The organism is Nocardia jiangxiensis NBRC 101359, assembly GCF_000308615.1.
Lineage (GTDB): Bacteria > Actinomycetota > Actinomycetes > Mycobacteriales > Mycobacteriaceae > Nocardia > Nocardia jiangxiensis.
Map to the genome: position 1 here is coordinate 405,833 of NZ_BAGB01000013.1, position 21,201 is coordinate 427,033.

General features: G+C 68.5%; 15 protein-coding genes. 10 read left to right on the forward strand and 5 right to left on the reverse strand.

Annotated features, from left to right (window positions below; all coding sequences use genetic code 11):
* The first annotated feature begins 30 nt into the window (after positions 1-30).
* Together ON40_RS06350 and ON40_RS06355 are read left to right on the forward strand one after the other, a co-directional pair.
* Entirely contained in the window at positions 31-1,287 is a 1,257-nt protein-coding gene (locus ON40_RS06350) for a M20 family metallopeptidase (RefSeq protein WP_083895437.1), read from the forward strand.
* Between the two features lie 80 nt (positions 1,288-1,367).
* Positions 1,368-2,513: a M20 family metallopeptidase gene (locus ON40_RS06355; protein WP_040819617.1), complete on the forward strand. Its 1,146-nt coding sequence runs from the start codon at positions 1,368-1,370 to the stop codon at positions 2,511-2,513.
* Positions 2,514-2,563: 50 nt separating this feature from the next.
* Here the strand turns inward: ON40_RS06355 and ON40_RS06360 are convergent, their stop codons facing one another.
* A complete protein-coding gene (locus ON40_RS06360) occupies positions 2,564-3,037 on the reverse strand; it encodes a gamma-glutamylcyclotransferase family protein (protein WP_040819344.1) in 474 nt (157 codons plus the stop codon).
* A gap of 319 nt (positions 3,038-3,356) precedes the next feature.
* On the opposite strand from ON40_RS06360, the gene ON40_RS06365 reads away from it, so the two are divergent.
* From ON40_RS06365 to glpD, 6 genes are all read left to right on the forward strand, one after another.
* Complete coding sequence (locus ON40_RS06365; protein WP_040819347.1) at positions 3,357-4,760, forward strand: NAD(P)H-quinone dehydrogenase; 1,404 nt, start codon at positions 3,357-3,359, stop codon at positions 4,758-4,760.
* Positions 4,761-5,130: 370 nt separating this feature from the next.
* Positions 5,131-6,174 (forward strand): hypothetical protein, encoded by a 1,044-nt coding sequence (locus ON40_RS06370; RefSeq protein ID WP_245567685.1) that lies wholly within the window; start codon positions 5,131-5,133, stop codon positions 6,172-6,174.
* 103 nt (positions 6,175-6,277) lie between these two features.
* Complete coding sequence (locus tag ON40_RS06375) at positions 6,278-7,564, forward strand: DUF8176 domain-containing protein (protein ID WP_157186216.1); 1,287 nt, start codon at positions 6,278-6,280, stop codon at positions 7,562-7,564.
* Positions 7,565-7,657: 93 nt separating this feature from the next.
* Positions 7,658-8,836 (forward strand): aminotransferase-like domain-containing protein, encoded by a 1,179-nt coding sequence (locus ON40_RS06380; RefSeq protein WP_040819353.1) that lies wholly within the window; start codon positions 7,658-7,660, stop codon positions 8,834-8,836.
* 142 nt (positions 8,837-8,978) lie between these two features.
* Positions 8,979-9,164: a hypothetical protein gene (locus ON40_RS06385; protein ID WP_040819355.1), complete on the forward strand. Its 186-nt coding sequence runs from the start codon at positions 8,979-8,981 to the stop codon at positions 9,162-9,164.
* Between the two features lie 185 nt (positions 9,165-9,349).
* Entirely contained in the window at positions 9,350-11,101 is a 1,752-nt protein-coding gene (gene glpD, locus ON40_RS06390; protein WP_051192741.1) for a glycerol-3-phosphate dehydrogenase, read from the forward strand.
* A 181-nt stretch (positions 11,102-11,282) separates the two neighbouring features.
* On the opposite strand, the gene ON40_RS55405 is transcribed toward glpD, so the two are convergent.
* The 4 genes from ON40_RS55405 to amaB all read right to left on the reverse strand — a co-directional run bounded on the left by ON40_RS55405 (position 11,283) and on the right by amaB (position 19,093).
* On the reverse strand, positions 11,283-11,408 hold the full coding sequence (locus ON40_RS55405; RefSeq protein WP_281033005.1) for a hypothetical protein: 126 nt from the start codon (positions 11,406-11,408) through the stop codon (positions 11,283-11,285).
* 130 nt (positions 11,409-11,538) lie between these two features.
* Positions 11,539-12,288: a DNA-formamidopyrimidine glycosylase family protein gene (locus tag ON40_RS06395; RefSeq protein WP_040819357.1), complete on the reverse strand. Its 750-nt coding sequence runs from the start codon at positions 12,286-12,288 to the stop codon at positions 11,539-11,541.
* A gap of 63 nt (positions 12,289-12,351) precedes the next feature.
* Positions 12,352-17,562 carry an ATP-dependent helicase gene (locus ON40_RS49635; RefSeq protein WP_444543721.1) on the reverse strand — a complete coding sequence of 1,737 codons (5,211 nt, stop codon included), beginning with the start codon at positions 17,560-17,562 and terminating at the stop codon, positions 12,352-12,354.
* Between the two features lie 70 nt (positions 17,563-17,632).
* On the reverse strand, positions 17,633-19,093 hold the full coding sequence (gene amaB / locus ON40_RS06405) for an L-piperidine-6-carboxylate dehydrogenase (protein WP_051192756.1): 1,461 nt from the start codon (positions 19,091-19,093) through the stop codon (positions 17,633-17,635).
* A 145-nt stretch (positions 19,094-19,238) separates the two neighbouring features.
* Between amaB and ON40_RS06410 the strand changes: the two genes are divergently transcribed.
* Positions 19,239-19,691 (forward strand): Lrp/AsnC family transcriptional regulator, encoded by a 453-nt coding sequence (locus ON40_RS06410; RefSeq protein WP_040819361.1) that lies wholly within the window; start codon positions 19,239-19,241, stop codon positions 19,689-19,691.
* Positions 19,692-19,767: 76 nt separating this feature from the next.
* Positions 19,768-21,093 carry an L-lysine 6-transaminase gene (gene lat, locus ON40_RS06415; protein ID WP_051192742.1) on the forward strand — a complete coding sequence of 442 codons (1,326 nt, stop codon included), beginning with the start codon at positions 19,768-19,770 and terminating at the stop codon, positions 21,091-21,093.
* Positions 21,094-21,201 lie beyond the last annotated feature (108 nt).

The following is a 21,201-nucleotide window of genomic DNA, read 5'->3' on the forward strand; positions in this document are numbered from 1 at the left end:
CAACCGCACTGTCGGGTGCGAGACTGAGGCATGGCATATCGCGGCGCCGACCGACAGCCCGAGCCTGCGGATCCGTCGCCCGATCCCGTCCTCGCGGCGGCCGACCCGACGCTCACCGCGTCCGCCGACGCCGGCATCGCCCGCGCCGCCGCGGAGCTGCTCGCGCTGTCCCATTCCATCCACGCCGAACCCGAGCTGGCGTTCGCCGAGTTCCGCAGCGTCGCCAAAACCCTCGAGCCGCTGCGCGAGCGCGGATTCGCCGTCGAGACGGGGGTTGCCGGGCTGGACACCGCGTTCACCGCGACCTACGGCCACGGCCCGCTCGTCGTGGGAATCTGTGCCGAATACGACGCGTTGCCAGAGATGGGCCACGCGTGCGGGCACAACATCATCGCCGCGTCCGCGGTGGGTGCCGCGCTCGGGCTGGCCGAAGTGGCAGACGCGTGCGCGATCACGGTGAAGGTGTTCGGCACACCGGCCGAGGAGAGCGGCGGTGGCAAGGTGCTCATGCTCGAGCGCGGCGTGTTCGACGGCGTGGCGATGGCGATGATGGTCCATCCGGGTCCGTACGACATCGTCGGTGCGCGCTCACTGGCCCTGGCCGATCTGTCCATCAGCTACACGGGCCGGGCCGCACATGCCAGCGCGGCCCCCGAACAGGGCCGCAACGCCGGTGACGCGGTGACCGTCGCGCAGGTTGCGTTGGGGTTGCTGCGTCAACATCTCGCGCCCGGACAGCAACTGCACGGTATAGTCGAATCCGGCGGCGTGGCCCCCAACATCGTGCCCGAGCACGCGGAACTGCTGTACTACCTACGCGCAGCCGACTCCGCATCCCTCGACGATCTGATGCGACGCGCATCGGCTTGTTTCGAGGCGGGAGCGCTGGCTACCGGAACTACCCACGACATCCGGATGCTCGCGCCCACGTATACCGAGCTCACCCCCGATGCGGCAGTACTGTGTGCCTACCGCGAGCAGATCGCCGGTATCGGACGCGTGCCGCTGTCGCCGGAACTCGAGGCAGCGCGTCCGCTGGGCAGTACCGACATGGGCAACGTCACCAATGTCATCCCGGGTATCCATCCGGTCATCGGCATCGACGCCGCGGGATCGGTGACGCATCAGCCGGAATTCGCGGCGGCATGCGTCACCGATTCCGCGGATCTGGCGGTGATCGATGGGGCCACGGCGTTGGCGCGTACCGCGATACAGGTCGCGGGCGATCAATTCCATAGAGAACGGTTGTTGGAACACAGCGTTCAGCGACAGGAGGATTTTCGGTGAGCACAGAAGGCCGAACCGCGGCGGCGGGCCCGGACACGACGGCCTCGGACGAACCCGGTGATCCGGGCGCGGGGCCCGCGATCGTCGACGCGTGGCTCCGTGAGAACGCGGACGATCTCATCGGGTGGCGGCGGCATCTGCACACCAACCCGGAATTGTCCCGGACCGAATTCGCGACCACCGAATTCGTGGAGTCCTGGCTGGTCAAGGCCGGATTAGAGCCCCGCAAACTGCCCACCGGAACCGGTCTGCTGTGTGATATCGGCCCCGACGGCCCGCGGATCGGCCTGCGCGCGGACATGGACGCGCTGCCGCTGCAGGAGTACACCGGACTGCCCTTCGCCTCGACGGTGCCGGGCGTCTCGCACGCCTGCGGGCACGACGCGCACACCGCCATCCTGCTGGGCGCGGCCTCGGCTCTGGCCGAGGTGCCGCATCTGCCGGTCGGCGTGCGGCTGGTGTTCCAGCACGCCGAGGAGGTCATGCCCGGCGGCGCGATCGATATGGTCGCCGCGGGTGCGATGGAAGGCGTCTCGCGGACGTTCGCGCTGCACTGCGATCCCCGGCTCGAGGCCGGGCGGGTCGGAGTGCGGGTCGGCGCGATCACCTCGGCCGCGGACACCGTGGAACTGGTGTTGGACTCACCCGGCGGGCACACCTCGCGTCCGCATCTGACCAGCGACCTGGTGTACGCGATCGGCACGGTCATCACCGGTCTGCCCGGACTGCTGAGCCGTCGGATCGATCCGCGTACCAGCACCGTGATGGTGTGGGGTGCGGTCTCGGCGGGCAAGGCCCCCAATGCGATTCCGCAGACCGGCATGCTCACCGGAACCGTCCGCACCGGCGATCACGCGACCTGGTCGCTGCTCGAGCCGATGGTGCGGGAGATCGTCGACGGTCTGCTCGCGCCCACGGGTGTGCGGTATCAGCTGAACTACAAGCGCGGCGTCCCGCCGGTGGTCAACGAGGAGCAGGCCACCCGGATGTTCGAGGACGCGATCCGCGCCCTGGGCCCCGACGCACTGGCCGACACCCCGCAGTCCGGCGGCGGCGAGGACTTCTCCTGGTATCTCGAACAGGTTCCCGGCGCGATGGCCCGCCTGGGCGTGTGGTCCGGTCACGGTGAACAGCTGGACCTGCACCAGCCCACCTTCGACCTGGACGAACGCGCTCTCGCCGTCGGCGTGCGCGTACTCACCAACCTGGTTCTGAACGCGAGTTAGAACGGGTCGCTGTGACGGCCGTATCCCTGGAAAGGGGTGCGGCCGTTCGGCTATCCGGCCCCCGGACCTACGTTTCTGGAGTTGCGGGTGCGCAGGGCGTGCACGTATTCGGCTGGGGCGCCGGCCTTTTCGGCGGCATCGGCGATCACGCCGATGTAGCGGGCCGAGGGTAGTCCGCCCTCGTAGGCGTCCAGGACGTACAGCCAGGCCAGCACGGGTTGCGAGCCGGTGCCCGAACTCGGGGTGACGCGCAGCCGGATCTTCTTGTGTATGCCGAAATCCGAACCTTCCCAGCGGTCCAGGCTCGCCTCGTCCTCGTCGGGAACGTCGTACAGCACGACGAACACGCGAGCCCCGGGCTCCTCGACCACCGTCGCCAGCGGTCCCTCCCAGCCGATGTCGTCCCCGGCGAAGGTCAGGCGCCAGCCCTCCAACCAGCCGGTTCCGTACACGGGGGAGTGCGGACAGCGCTTGAGCATCTGCTCGGGATCCATATTGGATCCATATGCGGCGTATATCGGCACCAGGCAAGAGTATCGAATGACCGCGCGTACTCGTCCCCATCCCGCCCATCCGATCTCCGGCGCCCGTACCGCCCGCCCCGCGGAAACCGCTCGGACATGCGGAAAAGCGCTTGTGAGCGAGGCAGTGTGCGATTCGCCGCTTCGCTGGTCGGATGGTTCGGCAATCGCCGGGTGCGCGGTGAAACAGCACGCGGCTCCGGTCGGGTGACGACTGCCCGGCGGACCGCAAACATGCGGCGGGCGAGCCTGCGTGTCGAGGCACAGATACCCTTTCCACGACCGGAGATCCCGATCGAACAGCACGAAGGCGGAGGTATCCATGACCCGCATTGCAATCATCGGCGGTGGCCCGGCCGGTTACGAGGCCGCGCTGGTGGCCGCCGCGCACGGCGCGGAGGTCACGGTCATCGACTCCGATGGCGTCGGTGGCGCATGCGTGCTGTGGGATTGTGTGCCCTCCAAGACCTTCATCGCCTCCACGGGTGTGCGCACCGATCTGCGCCGCGCGCGGGATCTGGGAATCACGCTGCATCCGGCGCAGGCCCAGGTGCGGTTGTCCGAGGTGAACTCTCGGGTCAAGGCCCTGGCGCAGGCGCAGTCCTCCGATATCCGGACCAAACTCCAGGCCGCCGGGGTGAACATCCTCAACGGCTCCGGTGAGCTGATCGATCAGATTCCGGGCCTGGCCACGCATCTGGTGCGGGCCAGACTGACCGACGGCGGGGAGCGGGTGCTCGAGGCCGAGGTGGTGCTGATCGCCACCGGCGCCAGCCCGCGCGTACTGCCCGGCGCCGAACCGGACGGTGAGCGGATCCTGAACTGGCGGCAGCTGTACGACCTGCAGGAACTGCCCAAGACCCTGGTGGTCGTCGGATCCGGTGTCACCGGTGCGGAATTCGTGAACGCCTACACCGAGATGGGTGTCAAGGTGAAGCTGGTGTCCAGTCGTGACCGGATGATGCCCGGCGAGGACGCCGACGCCGCACTCGTGCTCGAGGACGCCCTGGCCGAACGCGGCGTGGAACTGGTCAAGCAGGCGCGCGCGGATGCGGTGGAGCGCACCGCCGAGGGAATCGTGGTCAAACTCTCCGACGGCCGCACGGTCACCGGTACGCACGCCCTGATGACGGTCGGTTCGACCCCGAACACCGGCAACCTCGGCCTGGAGCGGATCGGCATCGAACTGGACCGGGGCGGCTATCTGCGGGTGGACCGGGTCTCGCGCACGCCGGTGCCGGGCGTGTACGCCGCGGGCGACTGCACCGGACTGCTCCCGCTGGCCTCGGTGGCGGCCATGCAGGGCCGGATCGCGATGTATCACGCACTCGGCGAGGGAGTGCAGCCGATCCGGCTCAAGACGGTGGCCTCGGCGGTGTTCACCCGTCCCGAGATCGCCACGGTCGGGGTGAGCCAGAACGCGATCGATGACGGTCAGGTTCCGGCGCGCACGGTGATGCTGCCGCTGAACACCAATCCCCGGGCCAAGATGTCCGGGCTGCGACGCGGTTTCGTGAAGATCTTCTGCCGTCCGGCGACCGGTGTGGTGATCGGCGGCGTGGTGGTCGCCCCGATCGCCTCCGAACTGATCCTGCCGATCGCGATGGCGGTGCAGAACAATCTCACCGTGAACGATCTGGCGCAGACCTTCTCGGTGTACCCGTCGCTGTCGGGTTCGATCACCGAGGCGGCTCGCCAGTTGATGCGTCACGACGACCTCGGATAGCCCCGGCGGCAAGGCTTTCGGCGAGCCCGTCGGTCACCCCCGATCAGCCCCCTCGACAACCCGTCGCATGGGAACGAGTGCGTTTGCGGCACTGGGAATTCGGTTCGTGTTGCCGGAAACCTCTTCGTGTGATTCACTTCCCGCAGAGATGTGAGTGGTGGGTCGGTTGGCGGGTTTCGTGTGCGGGGGGATGGTGCCTTTCCCGACCGGAATTCGCGAGCGGCTCCGGGGTCGCGTCAGCGGTCCGGCATCTGATGAGGGATAACAGGAGTGCGGTGTGCCTTGCGCGACGTGACGGCGGCCGTGCTCGGGAAAGGGACTGCGAGCAGTGAAACATCATCGTAGTAAGCCGAATCGGGTGCAACGTGCGGTGGCAACCTCGTTGCCGTTGGCCACCGCAGCCGCCGTGGCCACCCTTCTGGCCGCACCGGCGGGCGCGGATCCGGTGAGTCCGCCCACGGTTCCCACCACGCCCGCGCAGCCGGGCGACACGCAGGCGGGTAACCCCAGCCCCTCGACGCAGAACCAGGCGCCGGCGCAACCGGGGACCAAGCCGGGGCAGCAGTCGAACGACACCAACACTCCGCAGCCCGGAGTGACCAAGCCGCAGCCGGGCGTGACCTCGCCGCAGCCCGGTGTCACCCAGCCCAATTCCGATGGGGGGCAACCGGATCAGAGTCTGGCCGGTCCCGTCCAGCCGGGTGTGACCACGCCGCGCGTCGCGCCGCTGCCGGTGCCGGGGCAGAACGCCCAGGAGCAGAACGGTCCGGCGCAGCCGGCCGTGATGCCCGGTCCGAGCGCGACCCAGCCGCAGCCGAACCAGCAGCCGCAGCCGGGCCAGGACACCAACACCATGAATGGGCTGACCGGCAACGGCAACGCCCACCAGGGCACCGTGCAGACCGCGCCGCGCTGGAGCTCGCCGAGCCTGCAGTCCGCCCCTGCCGCACCGGTCGTGCAGATGAACGGTCCGCACACCGAGGTCGGCGCGAATATCGACGGTGGCGGCGTCGCGCCCGGTTACGTGGCCAACACGCACCACTTCAACAACGCCAACGGTTACGTCGGTACGGTCGGCTACCGGACCCCCACGGGGACCGGCGATGCGGGCGTCTCGATCGAGTACGTCGAGGCCAACAAGATCAAGGTCACCACCTACACCCACACCACGGGTATCGATGACCTCAAGGCCCGCACCGGCTTCAACGACGTCAAGAACACGACCTACGTCGACTCCACCCAGGCCAATGCGGCCAAGGCGGCGGTCGAGGGCTGGATCCGGATGCAGCCGGGTGGGGTCGCCGCACTCGACGCGGCCGCGCACGTTGGTAGGCTGCCGGAGGGGAATTACGCCCCGCAGACGGTGAATACCGCCGGTGTCACCACGCAGTGGAGTGGTTCGGTCCAGAACTGATATTCGGTACCGGCGGACCGGAGGACGCCGGTGCAGGCTGATTCGACGTGGGGCGGTCGTTGGTAGACCGCCCCACGCGGGTGTCATGGGGAAGGAACGGGTGATGGCCTCCATGGACGATGCGGAACACGACGAATCGGGGGAGTCGGTTCCGTCGTCGCGCGAACGTGGCGAGTCGAGTTTCGGGCCGCCCACGTCCGGATTCGGTCCGCCGGTGGGCGAATTCGGACCTCCGGTGGATGCGTTCGGTCCGCCTACCGGTGGCGGATCGGTGGGATGGCAGCCCGCCGACGGTCCGGATCGTCCGTCCGTCGGGTGGCAGCCCGCCGACGGGTCCGAGCGGCCCAGCCTCGGCTGGCAGCCGGTCGATCAGCCCGCGCCGCCGACGGTGCCCGCACCGCCGCAGCAGTATCGGGCCCCGGATTCGACCGGTTCCCGGGAGATCGTGCAGCCGCAGCAGTATCGGGCTCCCGATTCGACCGGCTCGCGCGAGATCGTGCAGCCCCAGCAGTATCGTTCGCCCGATTCGACCGGCTCCCAGGAGACGGTGCGGTATTCGGATCAGTCCGGTGGCCAGCAGGGTGGGCCGGATACGGGTTCGCGGTGGTCGACCGTGCCGCCCCGGCCGCCCGCCCAGCCCGAGCAGCCGGCCGATCCGCCGAAGTCCCAGTACGGCCAGTCCGGGCAGCCGCGCTCGCTGTGGGACGACGACGATCTGGCCAAGAAGCTCGCGGCCCCGCGTGAGCCCGGCGTCGCCGCTCGCGGATCCGCGTCCGGCAAGGGGTCGTCCTCGGGTTCGCTGTGGGATGACGACGATCTGGTTCTGAAGGTGGGCGGTTCCTCGGGCCGCCAGACCTCCGCGCCCACGTCCGACGGGCCGCGCCGCAATCGCGGTGTGCTGATCGGCGGGATCGCCGCGGCGATCGTCGTGGTGGTCGCGATAGTGGGTGTGATCGTCTTCGCGATGCGCGGTCACGGCAGCACGAATGCCGATCCCACCGCGGCGCCGGCCGCGCAGCCCTCGTCCGAGGCGGATGGTGCGGGTTGCCAGGCGTATGCGAACGGGACGACGACAGTCGGCAACGGTCCTGGTGACACCAAGAGCGGGGCCGGGGCGATACTCGGCTTCGAGCATGCGATCTACACCGATCGCAGCGCTCAGAAGGCGTTGACCTTCGTCATGCCGAACAAGGTCGACGTCGCGCAGCAGGTCATCGATCAGTACCCGGTCGGTACCACGTACTGCCTGCGCATCAACGAGCTGACGACGAACAGCTTCGCCGTGGTGATCACCGAACATCAGCCCGGCGGCAAGACGCAGACCTATCAGGAGTTGATCGATACGCAGAAGGTCGGCGACAAGTACCTGATCGCCACAGCGCCGCGCTGAGCTGATTTATATCTCACAATCTGAGATATAAATTTCAGATCATGGGTTGTTTGTGCGATGGTGGGTTTATCTTGCCTGTTGTCGGAGGTATTCATGTCGCCTATCACTCCATCGCTGTCGCATCGTCTCGATGGTCTGCAGAGTTCGGCGATTCGTGACCTCTTGAAGCTGACCGAGCGGCCCGACGTCATCGGCCTGGCCGGTGGCCTGCCGGACGAGCAGCTCATGCCGCGCGACCGGATCGCGCGGGCGGCCGAGTCGGCGCTGGCCGATCGCTCGCGGTTGCAGTACACCCAGTCGGCGGGCTGGGGACCGTTGCGTGAGGTGCTCGCCGCACGGGAGTCGGCGCGGTTGGGCCGGTCGGTGCCGATCGAGGAGGTGTTCGTCACCCACGGCTCGCAGCAGGCGTTGTCGCTGTTGGGCGAGGTGCTGCTGGATCCCGGTGCGCTGGTCGTGGTCGAGGATCCGGCCTATGTCGGTGCGCTGCAGGTGTTCCGGGCCGCGGGTGCGCGGATCGTGGCGGTTCCGCTGGACCAGGAGGGTATGCGCGTCGACGTGCTGGGCGAACTGCTCGCGCGCGGTGAGCGTCCGGCGGTCGTGCATACCGTCAGCAACTTCCACAATCCGCGCGGGGTGACGATGAGCGCGCGGCGTCGCGCGGAGCTGGCGGCACTCGCCGACCGGTACGGCTTATGGGTGATCGAGGACGATCCGTACGGTGAGCTGTGGTTCGACCGACCCTCGCCCGAACCCGTTGCGACCTACTCGCCCAACGTGATTCGCTTGTCCAGTGCGTCGAAGATCCTCGCCCCGTCGCTGCGCGCGGGCTGGATGGTCGCGCCGGACGCGGTCTGTCGTGGTGTGGAACTGCTCAAACAGGGGGCGGATCTGTGCGGTTCGGCCCTGACGCAGCAGATCACCGCCGAACTGCTCGCCGACTCGGATTGGCTTGCCGCCCATGTCAACATGGTGCGAAGTAGCTACGGCGAGCGGGCGAAGGCACTGGTCGGCGCGCTGCGTGAGCGGTTCGGGGATCGTATCGTCAGCACCGACGCGACCGGCGGCATGTTCGTGTGGGCGGCGTTCACGGACGGCACCAACACTGCCGAATTGCTTTCGCGCGCAGTCGAACACGGTCTCGCCTATGTCCCGGGATCCGCGTTCGCGGTCGATTCGGACTACCGCAGCGCGATGCGCCTGTGCTTCACCACCTTCGACGCGCCGGTGCTGCGCGAGGCCGTCGACCGGCTCGCGCGAGCTCTCGGCGAGTAGTACGCGTTCGAGCGAATCATTCACTGCCCGAAGAGAATTGGCGTCCGGACCGGACGGCTCGCGTATTGTCGGAGGCTCGGCCGCTCTCATAGTGTCGAATGCGCTCGGGACAGTCGTCGACCGAAGTTCGGGAGGATGTCGAATGATCAGAAAAATGATGGCGGGCGCGGTGCTCGCGGTGGGGTTGGCATCGATGGGGGCGGGCACTGCCTGGGCCGATGATCCGCCGCCGCCCACGACTCCGCTGACCCAGCCCGGAGTGCTTCCGCCGCCGCCGGGCACGCCGCCGGTGCACGGGCCGTGCCAGCCGGGTGTGATCGGCTGCTGAACCTTGCGCCCGGCAGATCCGATCTGCCGGGCACAGTCGTATCTCGATCCGGGTTGCGAGAACGACTGTTCGCGCTCCGGGTCGTAATGCCCCGTGGTCGGGACGGTGCACTACTGTGGCCTTCAGCTACCCGCCGGTTACGGGTGGGGTTACGAGCGGTTCGGCATCGGCTGGAGGAGTCGAGGATGACCAAGACATCGCAATCACAGTCCCCGCCCCCCGGTGATCTGGGGCCCGCTCAGCGCGATGCCGCGTGGGAGCGGCTGGGGCGCGACCATTTCGACGTCGTCGTCATCGGCGGCGGTGTGGTCGGTGCGGGTATCGCGTTGGACGCGGCCACCCGCGGGCTCGAGGTCGCGCTGGTCGAGGCACGTGATCTGGCCTCGGGGACCTCCAGTCGCTCGTCCAAGATGTTCCACGGCGGGCTGCGGTATCTCGAACAGCTGGACTTCGGTCTGGTGCGGGAGGCGTTGCACGAACGTGAGCTGAGCCTGAAAACCCTTGCGCCGCATCTGGTCAAGCCGCTGCGATTCCTGTATCCGCTGACCCATCGGGTCTGGGAACGGCCGTATGTCGCCTCCGGACTGATGCTCTACGACACCATGGGCGGTGCGAAATCCGTTCCGGGACAACATCATCTGACCCGTTCGGCGGCACTGCGCCTGGCGCCGGGAATCCGGCGGGACGCGCTGATCGGCGGGGTCACCTACTACGACACGGTCGTCGACGACGCCCGGCACACCATGACCGTGGCCCGCACCGCCGCGCACTACGGCGCGGTCATCCGCACCTCCACGCAGGTGGTGGGATTTCTGCGCGAGGCCGATCGGGTGGTCGGGGTGAAGGTGCGCGATAGCGAGGACGGCCGCACCACCTCGGTGCGCGGGCATGTGGTGATCAATGCGACGGGTGTGTGGACCGACGAGATCCAGGCGCTCTCGCGCCAGCGCGGCCGCTTCCACGTGCGCGCCTCGAAGGGGGTGCACATCGTGGTGCCGCGCGATCGGATCACCAGTGACACCGCACTGATTCTGCGGACCCCGACCTCGGTGCTGTTCGTCATCCCGTGGGGTGCGAGCCACTGGATCATCGGCACCACCGACACCGACTGGAATCTCGATCTCGCCCATCCGGCGGCGACCAGGGCCGATATCGCCTATCTGCTCGAGCGGGTGAACGAGGTCCTGGTCACCCCGCTCACCCACGAGGACATCCATGGCGTCTACGCCGGGCTGCGGCCGCTGCTGGCCGGGGAGAGCGACGAGACCTCCAAGCTCTCGCGCGAACACGCCGTCGCGCGGATCTGCCCGGGGCTGGTGGCCATCGCGGGCGGGAAGTACACCACCTACCGGGTGATGGCGTACGACGCGGTGGAGGCCGCGGCGCAGGACATTCCGCAGCGGGTCTCGCCGTCGATCACCGAGAAGGTGCCGCTGCTGGGCGCGGACGGCTATTTCGCCCTGCTCAACCAGGCCCCGCAGCTGGCGCAGACCTACGGTGTGCATCCGTATCGGATCGAGCATCTGCTGAATCGCTACGGCTCGCAGGTCACCGACGTTCTCGATCTCGCCGCAGGCGATCCCGAACTGCTGCAACCGATCACCGAATCCCCGACCTATCTGCGGGTGGAGGCGATCTACGCGGCCACCGCCGAGGGCGCGCTGCATCTGGACGACGTCCTGGCCCGCCGCACCCGGATCTCCATCGAGTACTCCCATCGCGGGGTGGCGTGCGCGCAGGAGGTGGCCGAGTTGGTCGCCCCGGTCCTGGGCTGGAATCCGGAGCGCGTCGCGCAGGAGGTCGCCACTTACAACGCCCGGGTGGACGCCGAGATCCGCTCGCAGACCCAACCCGACGACATCGCGGCCGATGCGTTGCGGGCCGCCGCCCCCGAACCGCGCCCGGAGATCCTCGAGCCCGTCCCGACCGACGGCTGAATTGCGCGCCTGGTGCGTTGTAGGGCTACGTGATCGGCTGGTTTCGATGTGCCGGGCGACGGACTTGCCTGAGGGGGAAGCGGATCCGACGCTCGATGTGGGCGGCAGGGCTCACTTTCGACGAGCTTCGCGGCGGCCTGCAGGAGTTGGGCTGTGCGCTGAGTAGTGTTCGCGCCGAGCGCTATCGGGTGTGGTGCGGGGCATGTAGTAACAGATAGCCCAGAAGCAGCATCACAGCCACCGCGACCAGCGCGTACACCACTTGCAGGGTGACGCGCGCGATGCGCCGGGCGGTTGCTGCGGTCATGCGCGACCTGTCTCGTATTTTCCCATCGACTGGAATGTCGTCTGGATCGTACGAGATATTAGCTATCGAGTGGCAAATGCCACTATGTGGTGTATGGGCGCGTCGCGGTGGGAAGGTCCGAGTCTTCGGCTCACTCCTGGCAGCCGGTACAGAAGTAGATCGCGCGTTCGCTGTCCGGGCCGTCGCCGATGAGCGTCAGCGTCAGGTCGGTGCCGCAGCGGCGGCACGGTCGGCGATGGCGGCGGTAGACGTACGGTCGCCAGGGCGGATCGTATGCGGCGGAGTGCAGTACTCGATGCGCCCGATCGACCAGGGCGGGCAGGTCGGGCACCGAGCCGACCTGGCGTCGTGGGTCGACGCGTTCGATGAAACAGATCTCGCTGCGGAAGATGTTGCCGATCCCGGCGAGGTTGCGTTGGTCGAGCAGGGCCAGGCCGATCGGGCGATCCGGTTCTGCGGCGAGGCGGCGGACCGCTTCGGCCGCATCCCAATTCGGGCCGAGCAGATCCGGGCCCAGCCGGTCCAGGACGGTATGTTCCTGCTCGCGCCGCAGCGCCTCCACGGTGCCCAGTGCGAAGCCGACGGCTTCGGCCTCGGCGGTGGCGAGGATCAGCCGCGCGGTGAACGCCGGTTTGGTCCAGCGCTGACCCGGTGCGAACACCCGCCACTCACCCTCCATCTTCAGGTGCGTGTGAATGCTGACCGCCGGTGTCCGCACGAACAGATGTTTGCCGTAACTGCCGACCTCCTCGACGGTCTGTCCGGACAGATCCAGCGTCGCATACCGTGGCACCCGGAAATCGGTGCGCACCAGCATCTTTCCGGCCAACGCCGTACGCAGTCGCGCAGCGGCACGGAAAACGGTGTCACCCTCGGGCACAGTGGCCTCCGGCAGGGGATCGAGCCGCGCGCAGCGGGACCGGGTGCGTCGGTCCGGTCGGACTCACGGTCTGCTCCGTAGCCGGAAGCCGCGGGGCGTCGCCGCGAAACCGGCCTCGGTGAGGAAGGTGGCGAAGGTGTTGCCGTGTACGGATTCGCCATCCACGCGTTCCACGACCAGTGAGTCGACGTGGCGGTCGCGGACCAGGGCGGCCAGTGCGGCGGCGGCGCGGGTGCGCTGTTGAGGGGCCTCGGTGAAGGTCAGCAGGGTTTTGCCGCCGCGTTCGAGGTAGAGGGTGAGCTCGCCGTCGACGAGGACGACCAGCGCGCCGGCCTTGCGTCCGGGACGATGTCCCGCGCCCTCGGTCGCGCCCTTCGGCCAGGGCAGCGCTGCACCGTAGGGGTTGGCGGGGTCGCAGGCGGCCAGGGCCAGGGCGGTGTCCGAAGTATGTTGCGCGGTTTCGGTTTCGGTGGATCGTTCGGTGTCGAAGGAGCGCAGCCGGTCCACCACGTCGGTCGTGGAGAACTGCGCCCCGCCGAGCGAATCGATGAAATAGCCGCGTCGGCACCGGCCGCGGTCCTCGAATTCGGTGAGTACGCGATACATCAGCGCGAATCCGCCCGGAACCTGTTCGCCCTGAACCGATCCCCGGGTCAGCACCCCGTACCGTTCGAGGAGCAGATCGGCCGTGGCGTGTGCGCGAATCGTATTGTCCGCCAACCGTTCCGGCAGCAGCGACCAACGTCCGGCAACAGTCGGTGGTCCGGTGCGGGACGGCATATTCGCCCGCGGCAGATACGCCCGACCGCGCGGCGTGCGCCGGGGCGCCCGATGTGTGGTGGTGCTACGCGCGGTCCCCGACAGCAGCGCCCGCACCGGCGCGAACGTGTCACCGGCGACATGCCCGGCCCACACCAGTTCCCACAGCGCCGCCGCAACCGCCGCATCGTCGAGCAATCCGGTGGCGTCGGAGAGCTGCCGGAAGAAGTACGCCCCGCCGACCGAGGGCACCACCTGTGCCCGCACCGGCGGCGCGGCTGCGCGGTTCACGTCCTGCGCGGTATCACCGTCGGCCGCTCCGGGAGAACCGTCCTTCGGAGCGCGTGTGTTCGAGTCGCGGACGTGGTTCGTGCTCCCGGCCGCATCGTCGGAGGACCGGGCATCCGGACGCCTCGGGCGAGTGGCGCCGTTGCCGCGTGCGTTCGAGTCCGGGGTAGCGCCGCGGTGTGAATTCTGTCGGCCGTGATTCGGGAGTGGGTCGGAGGTGGGTGTGCCGGGTAGTCCAGTAGTGCCTGCCTCGGCGGTGGAATACGGCTCGGACGCATCCGAATTCGGTCCGCCGCGGGTGGTCCCAGGGCGATCGGCGGGTGATCGAGGGGCGATGTCGGGTGACGGGGTCGGTGTTTCCGGGATGACGGTGGCGCCCAAGGCCATCAGTAGTTGGATCTGGGTTTCGGTGAAGTCGATGTCGTCGGGCGGGGGGAGGGTGAGGGCGGCCTGGTCGGCGGTGTGCAGGGCGATCCAGCCGTCCTTGGCGGTGAGGGAACCGTGGCCGGACCAGATGACCTCGCCGGTGGACATCAGCTCGTCCAACATGGCGGGTGAATAGTCGCGAACCCGGGCGGGGAAGATCAGGGACTCCCAGGCCGAGGCCGGAATCGGTACGCCCGCAAGCTGTTCCACGACCGCGGCCACGCCGTCGACGCCGCGCAGCTGACCGGTGCCCACCTGCTGCCAGGCGGGCAGGAACCGGGCGAACGCGGTGGTCGCGACGGGTTCGATCTCCTTGCGCGCCGCGGCCAGCGAACGCCGCCGCAACCGGCGCAGCACCTGGGTGTCGCACCATTCCGTACCGGCCGAGCCGGGCGTGAATTCACCCTCCACGACCCGCTTTTCGGCGGCGAGCCGATGCAGGGCGGTGGCGGCCACGGCCGGGCCGATGCCGAAGCGGCGAGCCAGCGCCTCGAGCCCGAACGGGCCGTGCGTACGCGCGTACCGGCCGACCAGATCGCCCAGCGGATCGGCGACCGGTTCGATGAAGGCCGCCGGAACCCCGATCGGCAGTGGCACACCCAGCGCGTCGCGCAGCCGCGCGGCGTCCTCGATCGCCACCCACCACTGCAACCCGGCGTAGGAAACCGTCAGGGCACGACGGGCTTCGGCGAGTTCGGCGAACCACGGCTCGGGATCGGCGGTGCACCGCTGCGCCGCCTCGGCGGGGGTCAGCGGGCCCAGCAGACGCAGCAGATCCGCCAGTGCCTCGGCATCGCGGGCCTGCCGCTCGGGGACCAGGCGCTGCAGTTCGCGTTCGGTGAGTTCGAGTACCGCGGCGTCGAGCAACTCGCGCAGTTCCACCCGCCCGAGCAGTTCGGCCAGCAGTCCCGAGTCCAGTGACAGGGCCGCGGCACGCCGTTCGGCCAGCGGGCTGTCGCCCTCGTACATGAACTGGGCGATGTAGTCGAACAGCAGAGCATTGGCGAACGGCGAGGGAGTGGCGGTCTCGACCTCGATCAGTCGCAGCTTGCGGTGGGCGATCCCGGTCTGCAACTCGCGCAGCGAGGTCAGATCGTAGACGTCCTGCAGACATTCGCGCGCGGTCTCCAGCAGCATCGGGAAATCCGGGAACTTGCGCGCCACATCCAGCAGTTGCGCCGCGCGCTGGCGCTGCTGCCACAGCGGGGCGCGGCGGCCCGGATCGCGGCGCGGCAGCAGCAGCGCCCGCGCCGCGCACTCCCGGAACCGCGACGCGAACAGCGCCGAGCCGCCGACCTGTTCGGTCACCACGTCATCGATCTCGTCCGGTTCGAAGACGAACAGATCCGCACCCGGTGGGTCGTCGGTGGTGTCGGGCAGACGCACCACGATCCCGTCGTCCGAGGCCTGCGGTGCGGCGTCCACCCCGAAACGCTCACGCAACCGCGCCCCCACCGCCAGCGCCCACGGCGCGTGCACCGGCAACCCGTACGGCGAGTGCAACACCACCCGCCAGTCGCCGAGCTCATCGCGGAATCGCTCCACCAGCAACGTCCGGTCGGTCGGCAGATGCCCCGTCGCGGATCGCTGATCCCGCAGCAGCGCAACCAGATTGGCAGTCGCGAAATCGTCGAGCCCGGCGGTGTGCACGATGTTCCCGAGTTCGTCCAGATCGGTGACGTTCGAGCTCTTGCGGCGGGACGAGTTACTCACCCGGTCGCGGCTCGTCCCGGCCGACTTGCGCTGCGAGTCCACCGGGCCGCCGTCGGCCGGTGATGTCTCGAGCCCCCGTGACCGGCCGGAGGATGTGGATTCGATGGATGATTCGGTCTGTGCGGTCGGCCCGGGGTGAGCCGGGCCGGGTGATGCCGCGGCATCGAACAATGCATCGATCCTGGCCGCGGGTGCGCGCTCGATCGCCTGACCTGCCGTCCGGACGAATTCGCCCAGGGCCGTGCCCAATTCGGCCGGGCGGCCGAGGGAATCGCCGTGCCAGAACGGGAGTCGGCCGGGTAGGCCGAAGGCGGGGGTGACCAGGACGCGGTCGTGGGTGATCTCCTCGATGCGCCAGCTGGTCGCGCCGAGCGCGAAGACGTCGCCGACCCGGGACTCGTAGACCATCTCCTCGTCGAGCTCGCCGACCCGAGATGCCTTCTCGCCCACCATGAACACCGGGAACAGGCCGCGGTCCGGAATCGCGCCCCCGGAGGTGACGGCCAGGCGCTGTGCCCCCGGGCGTCCGGTCAGTGTGCCCGCATCGCGGTCCCACACCACCCGCGGGCGCAGCTCGGCGAACTCATCGGACGGGTAGCGTCCGGACAGCAGATCCAGCACCGATTCGTAGGCCGAACGCGGCAGTGTCGCATAGCTTCCCGTGCTGCGGACGATGTCGAACCAGGTATCGGCGTCGATCGGGTCCAGGGCGCAGGCCGCGACGGTCTGCTGGGCCAGGATGTCGAGCGGATGCGCGGGAATCCGCAGGTGCTCGATCTGCCCGGCCGTCATCCGCATCGAGGCGACCGCGCAGTGGATCACATCGGTGCGATGTTTGGGGAAGATGACGCCCCGGGAGATCTCGCCGACCTGATGTCCGGCCCGACCGACCCGTTGCAGTCCGCTGGCCACCGAGGGCGGCGCCTCCACCTGCACGACCAGATCGACCGCGCCCATATCGATGCCGAGTTCGAGACTGCTCGTCGCGACCACACAGCGCAGCCGACCGGTCTTGAGGTCGTCCTCGATGATGGCGCGCTGCTCCTTGCTCACCGACCCGTGGTGCGCGCGGGCCAGCAGGGACGCGCTGCCGTGATTGACATCCGAGGTCGCGCCGACCAGGGCGGGAGTGCGCGTGGCGGGCTCCGGTGTTTCGGATGCGGCCCCGGGGTTCTCGGTATCGGCACCGATTCGTTCGGCATATGTCTCGTTCAACCGGGCGGTGAGTCGTTCGGCCAGCCGCCGCGAATTGGCGAACACGATCGAGGACCGGTGTGCCAGAACGAGATCCACGATGGCCGAATCGACGTGCGGCCAGATCGAACCGGCCTGCTCCGAATCGCCTGCCGGATCCGGCTCGGTCATATCCGCCACCGGCACCCGCACCGACAGGTCGAAGGTCTTCGGTGCGGGCGGGGCGACGATGGTGATCGGTGCGCGGCCGACCAGGAACCGCCCGATCTCCTCCGGCGGCCGGACGGTGGCGGACAGCCCGATCCGCTGGGCCGGCCGCTCGGTCAGCCCGTCCAGCCGGGCCAGTGAAAGTGCCAGGTGTGCACCGCGTTTGGAGCCCGCGATGGCGTGCACCTCGTCCACGATGACGGTGTGCACCGCACGCAAGGTCTCGCGCGCGGCCGAGGTGAGCATCAGGAACAGCGATTCGGGCGTGGTGATCAGGATGTCCGGCGGGGTGCGCTGCAACGATCGCCGCGCGGCCGCGGTGGTGTCGCCCGAGCGGACCCCGACGCTGATCTCCGGCGCGGGCAACCCCAGCCGCTTGGCGGTCTGCGTGACCCCGACCAGCGGTGACCGCAGATTGCGCTCCACGTCCACCGCCAACGCCTTGAGCGGTGAGATGTACAACACGCTGGTGCCGCGCGTCTTCTTCTCCGCCGCCGGCCGCCCCGCGAGCTGATCGATCGCCCACAGGAATGCCGACAGCGTCTTCCCGGACCCGGTCGGCGCGATGACCAGCGTGTGCTCCCCGGCGGCAATCGCTCGCCACGCACCCAGCTGAGCGGCCGTCGGCGCGGGAAACGCACCGTCGAACCACTCCTGCGTGGGTCGGGAGAACTGGTCCATGCGCATCAGTCTGCACCCCGCCACCGACACGATTCACCGACCGCATGTGGAACGGGTGCGAATGGTTACACCCGGTTCACCCGAACTCGATGCCCTGCGCCAGGGGTAGTTCGGTGGAGTAGTTGATCGTGTTCGTGGCCCGGCGCATGTACGCCTTCCAGGAGTCCGAGCCGGATTCGCGGCCGCCGCCGGTCTGCTTCTCGCCGCCGAACGCGCCGCCGATCTCCGCGCCGGAGGTGCCGATGTTGACGTTGGCGATGCCGCAGTCGGAGCCGTCGGCGGCGAGGAATCGTTCCGCTTCGCGCTGGTCGCGGGTGAACACCGCGGAGGACAGGCCCTGCGGAACCTGGTTGTGCAGGGCGATCGCATCGTCGAAATCGTCGTAGGTGAGCACGTACAGGATGGGGGCGAAGGTCTCCTCGCGCACCACCTCGGTCTGTGCGGGCATGCGCACGACGGCGGGGCGCACATAGTAGGACTCCTCGCCGCCGACCATGACACGCTCACCGCCGCACAGCAATTCACCGCCGTCGGCGAGTGCGCGAGCCAGTGCGTCCTGCATCGAGGTGTAGGCCCGGCCGTTGATCAGCGGGCCGACCAGAACCCCGTCCTCGAGCGGATCGCCCACGCGCAGTTGGTGATACGCGCCGCACAGCCGGTCGGTCAGTGCCTCGACGACGTCCGCGTGCGCGATCACTCGCCGCAATGTCGTGCACCGCTGTCCGGCGGTGCCCGCGGCGGCGAAAACCACACCGCGCGTGGTCAATTCGAGATCCGCCGAGGGGGTGACGATCGCCGCGTTGTTACCGCCCAGCTCCAGCAGACAGCGCCCGAACCGGGCCGCCACCCGCGGGCCCACCGTACGTCCCATCCGCACCGATCCGGTCGCGCTGACCAGTGCGACCCGCTCGTCGTCCACCAGGCGTTCCCCGACATCGGCGGCGCCCTGGATCAGCTGATGGATCTGCGGATCCGCACCCACGTCGACGGCCGCGCGCCGCACCAGCGCATGACAGGCGAGTGCGGTCAACGGTGTTGTCTCCGAAGGCTTCCAGACCACGGTGTCACCGCAGACGAGCGCGATCGCGGTGTTCCACGACCAGACCGCCACCGGAAAGTTGAACGCGGACAGCACGCCGATCACGCCGAGTGGATGCCAGGTCTCCATGAGCCGGTGGCCGGGACGTTCCGACGCCATGGTGCGCCCGTACAGCTGCCGCGAGAGTCCGAGCGCGAATTCGCAGATGTCGATCATCTCCTGCACCTCGCCGCGCGCCTCCGCGCCGATCTTGCCCGCCTCCAGGGTGACCAGTTCACCCAGCTCGTGCAGATGCTCGCGCAACAGCTCGCCGAGCCGTCGCACCACCGCGGCGCGCTGCGGTGCGGGCACGGTGCGCCAGGTGCGAAATGCGTTGGCGGCCTTCGCTATCGCGGCATCGACCGCCGAATCGTCACTCGGCGCGAGAGTGGTGAGCGTCCCGCCGGTGATCGGGGTGCGCGCTGCCAGGGAACCGGGCGCTGGCGGCGTGACGCCCATGCTCAGCAGGAGTCCTTCGGCGCGCGCGGCCGGATCGCCGACGACGGTTGCGGCACGTGTCATGGGTACCTCCGTAGGGTGCGGGTGTTCCGGTGGCGGCCGCGGTTACGACCACGAGTCCGAATCACTGCGTTAGCCTTCGCTGATGGCGGATGCACCAGCGAAATCTGTTCTGGACGAGATCGATCGACTACTGATCCGGGAGCTGACCGAGGACGGCCGCGCCACGCTGTCCAACCTTGCGGAGAAGGCGAACCTCTCGGTGTCCGCGGTGCAGTCGAGGGTGCGCCGCCTCGAGGCGCGGGGTGTGATCCAGGGATACACCGCCAAGATCGATCCGGAGGCGTTGGGGCAACTGCTGTCGGCATTCGTCGCGATCACTCCTCTCGACCCGTCCCAGCCCGATGACGCCCCGGCCCTACTGCGGCACGTCCCGGGCATCGAGGCGTGCCATTCGGTGGCGGGCGAGGAGAGCTACATCCTGCTGGTGCGGGTGGCTTCGCCCCGGCATCTGGAGCAGTTGTTGCAGGAGATCCGCGCGACGGCCAACGTTCGGACACGAAGCACCATCATTCTGCAGACATTCTATGACAGATGATGTCTGATCGTAACTTATGCGGAATTACGTAGAGGAAGCGTAAAAATTTACGTAACCTTGAGGGGTGACCCTAGAAATGGAGCGCCCCGGGGTGGTTGCTGACGCGCCGCTGGTCACCCCCGAAAGGGTGCATGAGATTCTGCGCGCGAACATCCTGGCCGACGGGTTCGACCTGGTCCTGGATCCGGTCCGATCGCACGGCCGTCGACTGGTCGACGCCCGCGACGGCACGGCCTACCTGGACATGTTCGGCTTCTTCGCCTCCTCGGCCCTCGGGATGAACCATCCCGCCCTGGTGGAGGACGAACGTTTCCGGACCGAGCTGCTCACCGCCGCGGTGAACAAACCCAGCAACTCCGATATCTACACCGTCGAGATGGCCCGTTTCGTGGACACTTTCGCCCGCGTACTCGGCGATCCCGCACTGCCGCACCTGTTCTTCATCGACGGCGGTGCGCTCGCGGTGGAGAACGCGCTCAAGGCGGCCTTCGACTGGAAGAGTCGGCACAACGAAATACACGGGCGCGCACCGTATCTCGGTACACAGGTGTTGCATCTGACCGGAGCGTTCCACGGACGCACCGGCTACACGATGTCGCTGACCAACACCGATCCGATCAAGATCGCCCGCTTCCCGAAATTCGCGTGGCCCCGCATCGACACCCCGTATCTGGCCCACGACGTCGACATCGAGGCCGCCGAGGCGCAGGCGCTGGCACAGGCGCGCGCCGCCTTCACCGAGAATCCGCACGACATCGCCTGTTTCCTGGCCGAACCGATCCAGGGCGAGGGTGGCGACCGGCACATGCGGCCGCAGTTCCTGCAGGAGATGCAGGCGATGTGCCGCGAATTCGACGCGCTGTTCGTCCTGGACGAGGTGCAGACCGGCGTCGCGGCCACCGGAACCCGTTGGGCGTACGAACAACTCGGTCTGACCCCCGACATCGTCGCCTTCGGTAAGAAGACCCAGGTCTGCGGCATCATGGCGGGCGGTCGCATCGATGAGGTGCCCGACAACGTCTTCGCGCTGAGTTCGCGACTGAACTCCACCTGGGGCGGCAATCTCGCCGACATGGTGCGCGCGCGGCGCATCCTCGAGGTGATCGAGCGCGACGGCCTGGCCGAACGCGCGGCCCGCCTCGGCGCCCATCTGCTCGACCGGCTCGTCGTGCTGGCCGAGCGTCATCCGCGGGTGAGCGATCCGCGCGGCCGCGGACTGCTGTGCGCGATCACGCTGACCACGGCCGATCTACGCGATGCCGTCGTCACGCAGCTACGCGAAGTCGAGCGCGTCCTGCTGCTGGGCACCGGCGAACGCGGCATCCGATTCCGCCCGGCCCTGACCGTCACCGAGGACGAGCTGGACAGTGCCGTCGACGCCATCGATCGAGTGCTGAGCTGAATTACGTGTGCTGAACGGTTGCCGGACCTGCCGACCGTCCGGTGCCGTCCGCGGCGCGGAGATTGTGACTTTTTTCAGTCTTCCCGAGGCGGTTTCTGATCTCTCTCA